The sequence below is a fragment of the Pseudomonas sp. KH_046_1 genome, assembly GCF_057839025.1.
On sequence record NZ_CM174481.1, the window covers coordinates 141,999 to 156,444 of the forward strand.

The 14,446-nt window shown below is 61.7% G+C and carries 16 protein-coding genes; 14 read left to right on the forward strand and 2 right to left on the reverse strand.

Annotated elements, in window-relative coordinates; all coding sequences use genetic code 11:
* The first annotated feature begins 234 nt into the window (after positions 1–234).
* The 4 genes from AC3IT9_RS00635 (at position 235) to AC3IT9_RS00650 (ending at position 5,552) form a co-directional block, all read left to right on the forward strand.
* Positions 235–1,164, forward strand: coding sequence for a LysR family transcriptional regulator (locus AC3IT9_RS00635; protein WP_489271665.1), 930 nt, complete (start codon positions 235–237; stop codon positions 1,162–1,164).
* A gap of 208 nt (positions 1,165–1,372) precedes the next feature.
* Positions 1,373–2,905 (forward strand): MFS transporter, encoded by a 1,533-nt coding sequence (locus AC3IT9_RS00640; protein ID WP_489271666.1) that lies wholly within the window; start codon positions 1,373–1,375, stop codon positions 2,903–2,905.
* 26 nt (positions 2,906–2,931) lie between these two features.
* Positions 2,932–3,996 (forward strand): HlyD family secretion protein, encoded by a 1,065-nt coding sequence (locus AC3IT9_RS00645; RefSeq protein WP_150726388.1) that lies wholly within the window; start codon positions 2,932–2,934, stop codon positions 3,994–3,996.
* The gene (locus AC3IT9_RS00650) at positions 3,993–5,552 is read left to right on the forward strand and encodes an efflux transporter outer membrane subunit (protein ID WP_489271668.1); all 1,560 of its coding nucleotides are present in this window, start codon (positions 3,993–3,995) and stop codon (positions 5,550–5,552) included. The genes AC3IT9_RS00645 and AC3IT9_RS00650 overlap by 4 nt, the downstream gene beginning before the upstream one ends.
* Positions 5,553–5,608: 56 nt before the next feature.
* Here the strand turns inward: AC3IT9_RS00650 and AC3IT9_RS00655 are convergent, their stop codons facing one another.
* Positions 5,609–6,367, reverse strand: coding sequence for a slipin family protein (locus AC3IT9_RS00655; protein ID WP_095945030.1), 759 nt, complete (start codon positions 6,365–6,367; stop codon positions 5,609–5,611).
* Positions 6,368–6,369: 2 nt separating this feature from the next.
* Positions 6,370–6,903: an NfeD family protein gene (locus AC3IT9_RS00660; RefSeq protein WP_150753285.1), complete on the reverse strand. Its 534-nt coding sequence runs from the start codon at positions 6,901–6,903 to the stop codon at positions 6,370–6,372.
* Positions 6,904–7,102: 199 nt separating this feature from the next.
* Between AC3IT9_RS00660 and AC3IT9_RS00665 the strand changes: the two genes are divergently transcribed.
* The 10 genes from AC3IT9_RS00665 (at position 7,103) to AC3IT9_RS00710 (ending at position 14,433) form a co-directional block, all read left to right on the forward strand.
* On the forward strand, positions 7,103–7,564 hold the full coding sequence (locus tag AC3IT9_RS00665) for an aminoacyl-tRNA deacylase (RefSeq protein ID WP_007975646.1): 462 nt from the start codon (positions 7,103–7,105) through the stop codon (positions 7,562–7,564).
* Positions 7,565–7,694: 130 nt separating this feature from the next.
* Complete coding sequence (locus AC3IT9_RS00670) at positions 7,695–7,940, forward strand: DUF2789 domain-containing protein (RefSeq protein ID WP_150726392.1); 246 nt, start codon at positions 7,695–7,697, stop codon at positions 7,938–7,940.
* 82 nt (positions 7,941–8,022) lie between these two features.
* Entirely contained in the window at positions 8,023–8,268 is a 246-nt protein-coding gene (locus AC3IT9_RS00675; protein WP_150726393.1) for a type II toxin-antitoxin system prevent-host-death family antitoxin, read from the forward strand.
* The gene (locus tag AC3IT9_RS00680) at positions 8,258–8,539 is read left to right on the forward strand and encodes a type II toxin-antitoxin system RelE family toxin (protein WP_057399135.1); all 282 of its coding nucleotides are present in this window, start codon (positions 8,258–8,260) and stop codon (positions 8,537–8,539) included. Before AC3IT9_RS00675 ends, AC3IT9_RS00680 begins: the two co-directional genes overlap by 11 nt.
* 132 nt (positions 8,540–8,671) lie before the next feature.
* Positions 8,672–9,100, forward strand: coding sequence for a MarR family winged helix-turn-helix transcriptional regulator (locus AC3IT9_RS00685; RefSeq protein ID WP_046040691.1), 429 nt, complete (start codon positions 8,672–8,674; stop codon positions 9,098–9,100).
* Positions 9,097–11,169: an FUSC family protein gene (locus AC3IT9_RS00690; protein WP_489271669.1), complete on the forward strand. Its 2,073-nt coding sequence runs from the start codon at positions 9,097–9,099 to the stop codon at positions 11,167–11,169. Before AC3IT9_RS00685 ends, AC3IT9_RS00690 begins: the two co-directional genes overlap by 4 nt.
* Positions 11,166–11,375 carry a DUF1656 domain-containing protein gene (locus AC3IT9_RS00695; protein WP_007987399.1) on the forward strand — a complete coding sequence of 70 codons (210 nt, stop codon included), beginning with the start codon at positions 11,166–11,168 and terminating at the stop codon, positions 11,373–11,375. The genes AC3IT9_RS00690 and AC3IT9_RS00695 overlap by 4 nt, the downstream gene beginning before the upstream one ends.
* Positions 11,372–12,259: an efflux RND transporter periplasmic adaptor subunit gene (locus AC3IT9_RS00700; RefSeq protein WP_489271670.1), complete on the forward strand. Its 888-nt coding sequence runs from the start codon at positions 11,372–11,374 to the stop codon at positions 12,257–12,259. Before AC3IT9_RS00695 ends, AC3IT9_RS00700 begins: the two co-directional genes overlap by 4 nt.
* Positions 12,256–13,704 carry an efflux transporter outer membrane subunit gene (locus AC3IT9_RS00705; protein WP_489271672.1) on the forward strand — a complete coding sequence of 483 codons (1,449 nt, stop codon included), beginning with the start codon at positions 12,256–12,258 and terminating at the stop codon, positions 13,702–13,704. Before AC3IT9_RS00700 ends, AC3IT9_RS00705 begins: the two co-directional genes overlap by 4 nt.
* A gap of 93 nt (positions 13,705–13,797) precedes the next feature.
* The gene (locus AC3IT9_RS00710) at positions 13,798–14,433 is read left to right on the forward strand and encodes an NADH:ubiquinone oxidoreductase subunit N (RefSeq protein ID WP_150726399.1); all 636 of its coding nucleotides are present in this window, start codon (positions 13,798–13,800) and stop codon (positions 14,431–14,433) included.
* Positions 14,434–14,446 lie beyond the last annotated feature (13 nt).

Sequence of the window (14,446 nt, forward strand, 5' to 3'; positions counted from 1 at the left end):
CCCGCTCCCACAGGTACCTCATTGAGCACAGAGTTTGTGAACACCAGAGATACTTGTGGGAGCGGGCTTGCCCGCGAAGGCGTCCGCCAAGGCGCCAAAACTCTACCGTCCGAATCGAGGTGAGCGCTGTATCAGGTCAATAAGCGACGAAAAGTGTCATCTCGTCGCTCAACCATCTCCCTTCCTTGTTAGCATTGCTCCCAAGTTAATCCAGATCGACGATGAGTGCTCACCATGCAACTCCCAGACATGAACCTGTTGGTCGCCCTCGATGCCTTGCTCGACGAGGGCAGTGTGGTGGGCGCGGCGCGGCGGATGAACCTTAGCCCGGCAGCCATGAGCCGGACGTTGACGCGCATCCGCGAAGCCATTGGCGACCCGATCCTGGTCCGCGCCGGCCGTGGCTTGGTGCCGACCCCCAAGGCGCTGGAATTGCGCGAACAGGTGCGCAGTGTGGTGGAGCAGGCCGGGTTGCTGTTTCGTTCGGCCGATGCGGTGGAGCTGAGTTCGCTGCGGCGGCGTTTCAGTATTCGGGCCAACGACTTTTTTGTCGGCGTCTACGGCGGCAAGCTGTTCGACACCCTTGACCGGCAGGCGCCGCAATGCGAGTTGCGTTTCGTCCCGGAAGGCGATGGCGATGATGAGGCGTTGCGCGAAGGGCGGATCGATCTGAGCATCAGCAACACCCGGCCGTTGACCCCGGAAGTGAAGATTCAGAACCTGTTTTCCACCCACTTCGTTGGTCTGGTGCGCGAGGATCATCCGCTGTTGGAAGGTGAGATCACGGCAGAGCGCTATGCGGGTTATTCCCATATCAGCATGTCCCGGCGTGGCATTGCCCGGGGGCCGATCGATACCGCACTCAATGCCCTGGGGCTGGAGCGGCGGGTGGCGGTGATCGCTCCAAGCTTTCATGCGGCGATGTTTGCCTTGCCCGATTCCGACCTGATTCTGCCGGTGCCCAAAGAGGCGCTGCTGAGTGTGCGACGGCTCGGACTGAAGCTGCGCTCGTTCGACCTGCCGATTCCTTTGCCGACCCTGATGCTGACCCAGGCCTGGCATCCGCGTTTCGACAAGGATCCGGCCCACCGCTGGCTGCGTGAAACGCTCAAGTCGTGTTGCGATGAGACGTGGCTGGCCGCTCAACCTGAAAGTCACCGCTGAACCCCTGTGGGAGCGAGCTTGCTCGCGATGAGGGCGATACAGGCAACATCTTTATCGACTGGTCTGCCGCTATCGCGAGCAAGCTCGCTCCCACAGGGGTTTTGTATCGTTGCGTCTAGCGCACTTATAACCTACCAATAAGTTGATTTTCGTCAGGCATCACGCTTCCTAGAATGCTTCGGTCTTTCCACGCCGGAGCTTGCAGTACATGACTTCCCTTACGGTCACGGCACCTGTTGCTGCGGCCAGCACGGCAGCCGCTCCACCCGTCTTCGGCCCTCGAATCATCATCGGCCTGGTGGGCGTATTGCTGGCGGTGCTGGTGTCGGGCCTGAACGAGATGGTGACCAAAGTCGCCCTGGCCGACATCCGTGGTGCGTTGGCCATCGGCTACGACGAAGGCACCTGGCTGGTCGCCTGTTACACCGCGACCTCCGTGGCGGCCATGGCCTTCGCGCCGTGGTGTGCGGTGACGTTCTCGTTGCGGCGTTTCACCCTGTGGGCCATCAGCCTGTTCACCCTGCTGGGCGTGTTGTGCCCCTTCGCCCCGAATTACGAAAGCTTGTTGCTGCTGAGGACGTTGCAAGGTCTGGCTGGCGGTGCTTTACCGCCGATGCTGATGACCGTGGCCCTGCGGTTTTTGCCCGCCAACGTGAAGTTGTATGGCCTGGCCGGTTATGCCCTGACGGCGACGTTCGGCCCAGGCCTGGGCACGCCATTGGCCGGGTTGTGGACCGAGTATGTCGGCTGGCAATGGACCTTCTGGCAAATCATCGCGCCGTGCCTGATTGCCATGGCCGCAGTGGCGTATGGCTTACCCCAGGACCCCCTGCGCCTGGAGCGCTTCAAGTCCTTCAACTGGCGCGGTGTGCTACTGGGTTTTCCCGCCATCTGCATGTTGGTGATCGGCATCCTGCAGGGCAATCGCCTGGACTGGTTCGAGTCGAACCTGATCTGCGGATTGCTCGGTGGCGGGCTGTTGCTGCTGGTGCTGTTTTTGGTCGGCGAGTGGTCGCAGCCGATGCCGTTTTTCAAGATGCAGATGCTCGGCATCCGTAACCTGTCTTTCGCCCTGCTGACCCTGGCCGGCGTGCTGGTGGTGTTGCAGGCGGTGATCATCATTCCGTCCAGCTACCTGGCGCAGGTCCAGGGTTATCGCCCGGTGCAGACCGCGCCGATCATGCTACTGGCGGCGCTGCCGCAATTGATTGCGCTGCCGTTGGTGGCGGCGCTGTGCAACTTTCGCTGGGTTGATTGCCGCTGGGTGTTGGGCATCGGCCTGAGCATGCTGGCGCTGTCGTGCGTCGGCGGCTCGCAACTGACGTCCGCGTGGATTCGCGACGACTTCTATGTGCTGCAATGGCTGCAGATTTTCGGTCAGCCCATGGCGGTGTTGCCGTTGCTGATGCTGTCCACCGGCAGCATCAGCCCGATGGAAGGGCCGTTCGCATCGGCCTGGTTCAACACCGTCAAAGGCCTGTCGGCGGTCATCGCCACCGGGGTGATCGAGGCGTTGACCACGGCTCGCCTGCATTTTCACTCGACCATGCTGGTCGACCGCCTCGGCAATTCGCCGCTGGCCGAGCGCGACAGCGCAAGCCTCGCTCATCGTCTGCATGAGCAAGCGGTGGTGCTCACTTCCTCTGATCTTTACCTGTGCATGGCCGGTATCGCCGTGACCTTGATCCTGCTGATTTTCTGGCTGCCGACGCGGATCTTTCCGCCGCGCGCACCGACCTGAATGCTCCACTGATACAGAAGGTTTTTATGAACACTCAAGCAAAGCAGAAAGTCGCGGTTGCCGTGGCCGCCGCATTGGCCGTCGGCGTGTTGATGTACCTGGCGATGCCCGGCCTGTTCGGCAAGCGTACCCAGCAGAACACCAACGATGCTTATGTCTCGGCGGATTTCACCCTGGTCGTGCCGCGCGTTGCCGGGTTTATCAAGCAAGTGCTGGTCGAGGACAACCAGCAGGTCAAGGCCGGGCAGTTGCTGGCGCTGATCGATGACCGGGATTTGCGCGCAGCCGCCCAGGCCGCCGATGCCGAAACGCTGGTGGCCAGGGCGCAACTGCAAAACGCCCGGGCGACCCTCGAGCGTCAGGCGTCGGTGATTGCCCAGGCGCAATCCTCGGTGGTTTCGGCCAAGGCGGAAATGGCCTTTGCCGAGCATGAATTGAACCGCTACAAACACCTCGCCGGGGTGGGCGCCGGCACGGTGCAAAATGCGCAACAGGCGCAAACGCGTATCGACCAGGCCTCGGCACGATTGGCCAATGCCACGGCGGTATTGGCGGCAGAGCGCAAGCAAGTGGAGATCCTCACAGCCCAGCGCGACGCAGCCGAAGGGGGGCTGAAACGGGCGCAAGCGCAGCTGGAAATGGCCAGCTACGAGTTGTCCTATACGCGGATCGTCGCGCCACAGGACGGCATGGTCGGCGAACGCGCGGTGCGGGTCGGCGCCTACGTCACTCCGGGCAGCAAAATCCTCGCGGTGGTGCCGCTGGCGCAGGCATACGTGATGGCCAATTTCCAGGAAACCCAACTGACAGATGTGCAGCCGGGGCAGGCTGTGCAAGTGCGCGTCGACAGCCTGGGTGGTGCGGCATTGAACGGTCGTGTCGAAAGCATTGCCCCGGCCACCGGGGTGACGTTTGCCGCGGTCAAACCGGACAACGCCACCGGCAACTTCACCAAAGTGGTGCAGCGGATACCGGTGAAGATCGTGCTGGAGCCGGGACAGTCGCTGGCCGAGCGCTTGCGGGTGGGGATGTCGGTGGAGGCGAGTATTGATACGGCCCCTGCCAAGGCGAAAGAGGTTGTTCAACGATGAAGATATTCGTTGATCGCGCTGACGCCTTCGCGAGCAAGCCCGCTCCCACATTGAAGCGCATTCCCCTGTGGGAGCGGGCTTGCTCGCGAAGAGGCAATCAGCTTCGCCTGACTTTTTCTGTCTTGCTTGTGCTGAGCCTGTCAGCCTGCACCGTCGGCCCGGACTTCCAGAAGCCTGAGTCACAGCCAATCGCCGAATGGTCGAAACCATCAAAGGCAGCCGCCAGCCAGGCTGTCGCCGAATCGATGGCCGAGCGCTGGTGGGAGGTGTTCCACGACCCGAAACTCTCGGCCCTGAGCCAGCGCGCCCTGACCGACAACCTCGACCTGAAGCTGGCCAGCAGCCGCTTGCAGCAAAGTCGTGCGGTGCGTCAGGTCATCACCGCCGAGCGCTACCCCAACACGGCCGCCAGCGGCCGTTACGGACGCAACCGCAACAGCGGTGAAGGCCTGAACGATCCGTCAGGACACAACGGCCAATCCGCCTTCAACCTGTGGGATGTCGGCTTTTCCGCTTCCTGGGAGCTGGATTTCTGGGGCCGCGTGCGGCGGGAAACCGAAGCGGCCGACGCCAACCTGGAAGTCGCCGAGAACGACCGACGCGGTGTGCTGCTGTCGGTGCTGGCTGAAACCGCCCAGGACTACATTCAGTTGCGCGGTGTGCAGAACACCCGGCTCGTCACCGAGCAGAATCTCGACGTCGCCCGCCATAGCCTGAAACTTTCGCAACTGCGCCTGGCCGACGGCGTCGCGACGGACCTGGATGTCGCCGAAGCCGCCGCACAAGTGGCGGCCATCGAATCACGCCTGCCCGCACTGGAGCAGCGCCAGTTGCAACTGATCAACGCCTTGAGCCTGTTGATGGGCGAACCGCCCCAGGCATTGGCAGCGGAGTTATCCACAGACGCACCGGTGCCACAAACACCGCGTCAGGTCGCCATCGGCGTACCTTCGCAACTGGCTGCACGTCGGCCGGACATTCGCCAGGCCGAAGCGCGACTGCATGCCGCCACTGCCAGCATCGGCGTGGCCAAGGGCGATTTCTATCCGCGAATCACCCTGTCGGGGAATATCGGCTCCCAGGCCATGCAACTGAGCGACTTCGGCTCCTGGGGTTCGCGTTCGTTCGGCATCGGCCCGCAATTCAGCTTGCCGCTGTTCGACGGAGGCCGCTTGCGTGGCGTGCTCGAGTTGCGTGAAGCGCAACAACAGGAAGCCGCTATCGCCTATCAGCAAACCGTGCTGCGCGCCTGGCATGAAATCGATGATCAACTGACCGCCTACAACGCCAGCCAGTTACGCCGCGACAGCCTGGCCGAAGCCGTGCGCCAGAACCGCATCGCGTTGGAAACCGCGCAACAGCAGTACGTCGAGGGCGTGGTGGATTTCGTCACCGTACTCACCGTGCAGGGGGCGTTGCTGGCGACGCAGGAGCAGTGGGTCGAGAGCTCGACCGGCGTGTCGCTGGCGGCCGTCGGGTTGTACAAGGCGTTGGGTGGTGGATGGCAGTCAGTGTATCCCGTGGCAGAGACGGCGTACTTCGAGCCGGCCGAATGACTATGGGTTGTACCTGTCCGGCAATACCGGGCAATGAGTGGCGTCATCGCAAACCTTCAGGATTTCGACGACAAGTCCGCCATGCCCTTGAGCAACTCGATCGGCAGCGGAAAGACAATGGTCGAGCTCTTGTCGCCGGCAATCGAACTCAGGGTCTGCATGTAGCGCAACTGCATGGCTCCCGGTTGGCGGCCTAGCATTTCGGCGGCCTGCATGAGTTTTTCCGAGGCCTGCAATTCACCCTCGGCGTGGATCACCTTGGCTCGCCGCTCCCGTTCGGCTTCGGCCTGCTTGGCGATGGCGCGGATCATCGATTCGTTGAGGTCCACGTGTTTGATCTCGACGTTGGCGACCTTGATGCCCCAGGCGTCAGTCTGGGCGTCGAGTACTTGCTGGATGTCCAGGTTCAACCGTTCGCGTTCGGCCAGCAGTTCGTCCAGTTCGTGTTTACCCAGCACCGCCCGTAGCGTGGTTTGCGCCAATTGGCTGGTGGCGGCCAGGAAATCCTCGACCTGGATGATTGCCTTCTGCGGATCGAGTACGCGGAAATACAGCACCGCGTTGACCTTGACCGACACGTTGTCGCGGGTGATCACGTCTTGCGGCGGCACGTCCAGAACCACGGTGCGCAAATCGACCCTGACCATTTGCTGGACCACCGGAATCAGCAGGATCAGGCCAGGGCCCTTGACCTGCCAGAAGCGCCCGAGCTGGAACACCACGCCGCGCTCGTATTCGCGCAGGATGCGGAACGTCGACCCCGCCAGTGCGATGATCAACAGTAGCAGCGCGACAAGACCCAATTGCAAACCCATGACTATTCTCCGCCCGGCGCCGCGTCAGCCGCGGCCACTTGCAGCAGCAAGCCCTTGCGCCCCACCACCCGCACCTGTTGCCCGGGTTGCAGCGGCGTCGCGCTGAGCACTTGCCATCGTTCTCCTTGCAGATGAACCCAGCCGCCATAGGCGTTGCCGAGCTGTACTGAAGTGACCGGCGTTTCGCTGCCGACCAGCCCGGCATCACCGCTGACCGTGTGGCGCGGTCGGGTCTTCAGGGCGTGAAACACCAGGTAGATCAACAACAGCGCGCTGATCAGTCCCAAGCCGATCATCAACGGCACGGGCACATCGGTATTGGTCAGGATCACAGCGCCGATCACGAACATCACGATGCCGCCCAAGCCGATCACGCCGTAATTGGGCAGGGCCGCCTCAGCGATCAGGAACGCGATGCCGAAGGTGATAAGCCAGATCCCGACGGGGTTGGGCAACAGCACCACAACCGTGTCGGCGGCGCAGGCCGATCCGCTCAACGCCAACAGCAACGCAACTGCACAGCAACGCGTGTTCACTTGACCCTCCGGGAGAGTCGTGGAGTGGCTCTGCATTCAGTTTAGTTGAGCCTTGGCCGGTATGAATTTTGCTCAACTGCCATCGACATCCGATGGGCGGATTTCCCGCCGGATCGCGCTGACGGGCCTAGACTTTTACTACGCAAGCAAAACTTTAACCATCGTCCGCCAGCGGTCATGGCGGGCACCGAGGTGCATCATGCGTATGGCAAGAACCGTGCAGCGAAGCCTGGAAAAGGCTCAATGCGAATATGACATCGTCAGCCACCCACACTCGGCCAGCAGCCTCGAAACGGCACGGGTCGCAGGTATTCCTGCCGAACGGGTGGCCAAATCGGTGATCCTCGACGATCACCATGGGCATTACCTGATGGCTGTGCTGCCCGCCAGCCGTCACCTTGACCTGAGCAAAGTCCGCAGCAGCGGTGAGTGGCAGGTTTCCCGCGAAAGCAACCTGGCGCACCTGTTCGATGATTGCGAACGCGGTGCCGTACCGGCGCTGGGTGAGTCCTATGGGTTGGAGGTGGTGATCGATCCGCTGCTGACCCGGCAGAAAGACATCTATCTGGAGGCCGGCAACCACGTCAACCTGGTGCGCATGGACATGCCCGAGTTTCTGAAAATGGTGCCGCATGCCGAGGTGCGGGAGTTGAGTCATTAGGTCTGCAGTGTCTTCGCTGCCGTCATCGCGAGCAGGCTCGCTCCCACAGGGAGAGCGCATTTTCCTGTGGGAGCGAGCCTGCTCGCGATGACCGCGCAGCGGTCCCTAAATTGGTCATCAGGAGTTCGTCATGGAAAGCCCGACCCACAACCTTCCATCCCTGTTCAAGCAACTCGGCCTGCCGGACGACGCCGAAAGCATCGATAAATTCATCGCCACCCATTCACCGCTCAAACCGGAGCTGCACCTTGCGGATGCATTTTTCTGGAGCCCGAGTCAGGCGGATCTTCTGCGTGAAGAGATACTCGATGACGCGGATTGGGCGGAGGTGGTGGATCAGCTGGATGTGCTGTTGAGGAAGGGGCGGGGGGTGTAAAAAACTGATAGGCGGTGGTCCACCGAGGTTGCTCTGATCACAATAACTGACCAGAATTAAGACCTTATTTGAGGTCTTAATTATGCAAAGTGTATTGGCTGATATGGCTGTCAGCGTGTCTGAACTAAAGAAAAACCCCTCTGCCGTTTTGAATGGCGCCCATGGAGGGCCCGTCGCAGTGCTCAATCACAATCGCGTCATGGGTTACATGGTCCCTGCCGATGTGTTCGAAGCCATGATGGAACGCCTGGATGATCTGGAGTTGGCGGAAATTGTGCGTTCTCGTCGTCATGAAACGCCGATTTCGGTAACGCTGGATGACTTATAAGCTCGAATTTCTGCCGTCTGCACGCAAAGAATGGGACAAGCTGGGGCACACGCTGCGTGAACAATTCAAAAAGAAGTTGGCAGAGCGGCTCGAAATGCCTCGAATCCCTTCCGACTCACTCCATGGCATGCCCGACTGCTACAAAATCAAGTTGAAGTCATCGGGATATCGACTCGTCTATGAGGTGATAGATGAGCGTGTCGTCGTTTCTGTCGTTGCAGTAGGAAAGCGCGAACGCAGTGAAGTGTATGAGCGTGCAAGGAAACGTTGAGGGCTCTCGGCAGGTCGCTGTTACGTATTTGTTTCAAAACTTGACGGAAAATCCCCTCCAATGCAATATTGATAGTTAGCAAACTAACAGTGTGTATTTTCCTTCGTGCCGAATAACCTCGACGTTCTCCAGATGAACATCAGCAGTGCCATGGTGGTGGCCGCCAGGCATTGGCGCAAAATCTGCCAGACCACGCTGGCCAACTATGGAATCTCCGAAGCCTGCGCCGTTCCGCTGTTGATGATCGGGCGTCTGGGCGAGGGTGTGCGGCAGGTGACGGTGGCCCAGGCAGCCGGGATGGAGAGCCCGTCGCTGGTGCGCTTGCTCGATCAGTTGTGCCATGGCGGCTACGTCTGCCGCACAGAAGATGCACAGGACCGCCGCGCCAAATGCCTGAGCCTGACCGAAACCGGTCGGGAGCTGGTGCAGGCGGTCGAAGTTGAACTGGTGCGCTTGCGCCACGAAGTCCTTGAAGGCATTGACCAGAGTGATCTGGAGGCTACGCTGCGGGTACTGAGAGCTTTCGAAGCGGCCACGCCACCATCGGTGGCCAACTCTTGAACGGATTCTTCTCTGGCATGCCCCCGGCGCGGGACTGGTTCTACGGAGTCCGCACCTTCGCCGCATCGATGATCGCGCTGTACATCGCCCTGCTCATGCAAATGCCGCGTCCGTACTGGGCGATGGCTACGGTGTACATCGTTTCCAGTCCGTTTCTCGGCCCTACCAGTTCCAAGGCGCTGTACCGGGCGGTCGGCACCTTTATCGGCGCTGCGGCGGCGGTTCTGTTCGTGCCGATGTTCGTGCAGAGCCCCTACGTGCTGGTGGTGGTGATTGCGCTGTGGACCGGGACGCTGCTGTTTCTGTCCCTGCATTTGCGCACCGCGAACAACTACGCCCTGATGCTCGCCGGCTACACCTTGCCGTTGATCGCCCTGCCGGTGGTGAACAACCCGCTGGGGGTGTGGGACGTGGCCGAAGCGCGGACCGAAGAAATCTTTCTCGGCATTGCCGTGGCGGCGGTGGTCGGTGCCATGTTCTGGCCCCGACGCCTGGCGCCGGTGTTCAATGATTCGGTGAGCAAATGGTTTACCGATGCATCGACCTACAGCCTGCGCTTCATCAGCCGCAACGTGCAGCCTGAAGAAGTCAGCGCGTTGCGGGCATCGATGGTCGCCACGTTCAACTCACTGGAATTGATGATCGGCCAGTTGCCCCACGAAGGCTCGCGTCCGCAGACGGTGCGCAACACCAAGGAATTGCGCGGACGGATGATTCATCTGCTGCCAGTGATCGATGCCCTCGACGATGCGCTTTACGCCCTGGAACGGCGCACCCCTGAGCTTGTGGACAAGTTCGCACCCTTGCTGGCTGCCACTACCGAATGGCTCGAGCACAAGGAGGCCGATCTCGTCCGCTGGCAAGCCCTGAAGGATCAACTTGAGGCCCTGCAACCGGCTCCCGAAGCGCTGGATGACCGCAAGCAACTGCTGTTCTCCAATGCCATTTACCGTCTCGGCGAGTGGATCGATTTGTGGCAGGACTGCCGCAGCCTGCAATACGCCATCCAGTGCGAAAGCCAGGACAGCTGGCGCGCGGTGTATCGGCACTGGCGGCTGGGACGGCTATCGCCGTTCCTGGATCGCGGCCTGATGTTTTATTCCGCGGCGTCCACCGTCACTGCGATTATCGTCGCTTCGGTGCTGTGGATTCTGCTCGGCTGGACCGATGGCGGCAGCGCAGTGATTCTGGCGGCGGTGGCGTGCAGCTTTTTCGCCTCGATGGACGATCCGGCGCCGCAGATTTACCGGTTCTTTTTCTGGACAGCGATGTCGGTGGTGTTCGCCAGCCTTTATCTGTTTCTGGTGCTGCCCAACCTGCATGACTTTCCGATGCTGGTGCTGGCGTTTGCCGTGCCGTTCATTTGCGTCGGCACCCTGACCGTCAAGCCGCAGTTTTACCTGGGCATGTTGCTGACCCTGGTCAACACCTCGTCCTTCATCAGCATTCAGGGCGCTTACGACGCGGACTTCCTCAGCTTCGCCAACTCCAACCTGGCCGGTCCCATGGGGTTGCTGTTCGCGTTCATCTGGACCCTGATTGCCCGGCCGTTCGGTGCCGAGCTGGCGGCCAAGCGCCTGACCCGTTTCAGCTGGCGTGACATCGTCAGGCTCTCCGAGCCGGCGACGTTGTCTGAGCATCGGCTTCTGGGCATACGGATGCTCGATCGGCTGATGCAGCATCTGCCGCGCCTGGCCATGACCGGCCAGGACTCCGGCGTGGCGCTGCGGGAAGTGCGGGTGGCGCTGAATCTGTTGGACCTGCTCGCTTATACGCCGCGGGTCCTTGGTGTACCGCAGGTGCTGCTGCATCAGGTGGTGGCCGAGGTGGGCGAGTACTTCAAGGTCTGTCTCAAGGCCGGTGAACGCTTGCAGGCACCGAGCCCGTTGCTGATGACCCTCGACCGCACGCGTCGCGCCCTCAGCGGTGCCGGCGACGATGAAACCCGTCGGCATCTGCTGCACGCCCTGAGCGGTCTGCGCCTGGCACTGTTGCCCGGCGTCGAGTTCGTCGGTTCCGGCGAGCCCGAAGCACCGCTTCCCCATGGCATTGATGGAGCGCCTTTATGATCGGTGACCTGGATCTGAGCGGGGTGTTCCTGCCCACGCTGCTGGTGCTGATGGGCATTACGTATGTGTTGTACCTGTTGGTGCACGGGGTGCTGACGCGCCTGCACTTTTACCGTCTGGTCTGGCACCGGGCATTGTTCAACGTGGCCCTCTACGCCTTGCTGCTTGGCGCCGTGGACTCACTCAGTCGATACCTGATGACATGAAAAAACCGTTTCTAACCCTCGGTCGCGTGGTGTTGACCCTGCTGATCGTGAGCTTTGCCGTTGTCGTGGTCTGGCGCATGGTGATGTATTACATGTTTGCGCCCTGGACCCGCGACGGGCACATCCGTGCCGACATCGTGCAAATCGCGCCGGATGTCTCCGGGCTGATCCAGCAAGTGGAGGTGCGCGACAACCAATTGGTCAAGCGCGGCCAGGTGCTGTTCAGCATCGATCCAGACCGCTTCAAGCTGGCTCTGCGCCAGGCGAAAGCGGCCGTCGCCGATCGCGAAGAAACCCTGGCCCAGGCCCAGCGCGAGGCCAGGCGGAACAAGGGGCTTGGCAACCTGGTGCCGGGTGAGCAACTGGAAGAAAGCCAGTCGAAAGTGGCCCGCGCCCAAGTGGCCTTGATGGAAGCCCAGGTGGCGGTGGACAGCGCGCAGCTCAACCTCGACCGCTCGGTGATCCGCAGCCCGGTGGACGGCTACGTCAACGATCGCGCGCCACGGGCCCAGGAGTTCGTCAGCGCCGGGCGTCCGGTGTTGTCGGTGGTCGACAGCAACTCGTTCCACATCGATGGCTATTTCGAAGAAACCAAACTGAACGGCATTCATATCGGGCAAAGCGTCGACATTCGGGTGATCGGAGACAATGCGCGCCTGCGCGGGCATGTGGAGAGCATCGTCGCCGGTATCGAAGACCGCGACCGCACCAGCGGCAACAACCTGCTGCCCAACGTCAACCCGGCCTTCAGCTGGGTGCGGCTGGCCCAGCGGATTCCGGTGCGGATTGCCTTCGATGACGTGCCGGAAGATTTCCGCATGATCGCCGGGCGCACCGCCACGGTATCGATCATCGACGATCAGAAGCGGGAGCCGGCGCAATGAGCAAGGCCTCGGGTTTGGCGGTCGCCGGGTTAGGCTTGCTGCTGTCGGCGTGTCAGATGGTCGGGCCGGATTATCACTTGCCCGAAGAAGCGGCCGTCCATCGTCAAGACTTCCAGGGTGATCTGGCGGTAGACGGTAAAACGGTGGTGTCCGCACCGGTGCCGGCCGATTGGTGGCGCCTGTACAAGGATCCGCGACTCGACCAGTTGGTGCAGCAGGCCATGGCCTCCAACACGGATTTGCGTGTGGCGGCGGCCAGTCTGTCCCGCTCTCGCGCTCAGGTTGATGAGGCGCAAGCGGCGGGCGGCTGGAGCGGCGGCGTGCAGATGGGTGCCCAGCGCTTGCAGGAGTCCGGCCAGGCCTTCCTGCTGCCGGAAAAAGTGCCGGTGGCCAACATCGGCGATATCGGCATCAGCGCGTCGTACCAGTTCGACCTGTTCGGCACCTTGCAACGCGGCATCGAAGCGGCCAAGGCCAATGCCGATGCGACGCAGGCCGCCGCCGATACTGCACGCATCACCGTGGTGGCCGACGTGGTTCGCGCCTACACCCAAGTGTGTGCGGCCAATGAAGAGCGGGAAATCGCCCAGCATTCCCTCGATCTGCAAGCCCAGAGCACCACGCTGATCCAGCGCTTGCGCGATGCTGGGCGTGGCGACGAAACCCAGGTCACCCGCTCGCAGACCCAATTCAAATCCCTGCGCGCCGACATGCCGCGCTATGAAGCCGCTCGTCAGGCCGGGCTGTATCGCTTGTCGATGTTGCTGGCCAAGCCGGTGGACCAACTGCCGGCCGGCACCGCCACCTGCGACGAGCTGCCGAAAATTGCGCAATTGATCCCGGTGGGCGATGGCGCCGCGTTGCTCAAGCGTCGTCCCGATGTACGGCAGGCCGAGCGTCGGCTGGCGGCCTCGACGGCCGGTATTGGCGTCGCCACGGGCGAGCTGTACCCGAACATCAGCATCGGCGCGACCATCGGTACCGTCGGCATCCTGGACGATCTGGGCGATCCGTCTACCAACCGCTGGGGCTTCGGTCCGTCGCTGACCTGGAACGTGCCGACCAACGGCGCCCGGGCGCGCATCCGCGAAGCCGAAGCGGTGACCCAGGCGACCCTGGCGCATTTCGATGGGGTGGTGCTCAACGCCATTCGCGAGACCCAGACCGGCCTGGCCCAGTACACGGCATTGCTGCAACGCCGCGATGCACTGGCCGATGCCGAGCAATCGGCAAAACTGGCGGCCGACCAGACCCATCGCTTCTTCCAGGCCGGCCGCGCCTCGTTCCTGGCCGACCTGCAAGCTACCCGCACCTACATCGACGTCACGGCACAACTGGCGGCCGCGAACACCCAGGTTGCCGCCAGTCAGATCGATTTGTTCCTCGCCTTGGGCGGCGGCTGGGAAAGCGGACGAACGCAAGCGTCGAACTCCGGCAAACCCTGAGGCCGTTGCTATGCTTTGAAGTGTTGGAGGGGCGCCCCGTGCGAAGCGTCCTTTCTTCGTACAAGGCTCGCGCAGGTCAGGGGGAAACCAATAATGAAAAACCCTTATGCTCTCGGCTTCTGGTGCGCCATCGTGGCGTTGGTGCTGCTGTCGGCCACCTATTTCTACGGCATCATGCTGGCCCACCAGATCGACAAGGCTCTGGTGTTCCTCGACAGTGCCGCCGCGCTGATTGCCGTGATGTCCATTGCGGTGGTGGCCTGGGCCTCGGTCCAGAATCAACGCATCAAGAAAAGACAACTCGAACAAGGCAAGACCCTGGTCCTGATCTGGGACACCAAGGTGGCGTTGCGTCGTGTCGAAACCGTGTTCGACCGCTATTTCTGGGGCAGTTACTGGCAACCGGGGCGCACCTTTCAGGAAGTCATGGGCGAATTGACCGGCACGCCGCTGGAAAAAAGCCTCGAGACCCTGAAAAAACAATGCCTGGCGCTGGACCGGCAAGTGGCTGACGACGGTCGGCACTGGCTCAGCAATGCCCGGGAACTGGCCGATGTCGCCACGGCCATGGCCCGCGAACGCTATCAACTGGACTTCTGCGACCCGCGCGAGGAAGTGACGGGCGGGGCGGTGATCAACCGCGACTTCGAAGTGCTGGTGTACACCTGGACTGCGCGGCTCAAAAGTTTTGATCATCAACTGGATGAGATCGAGGTCCAGTATTCCTGATTTTGTGGTGGCT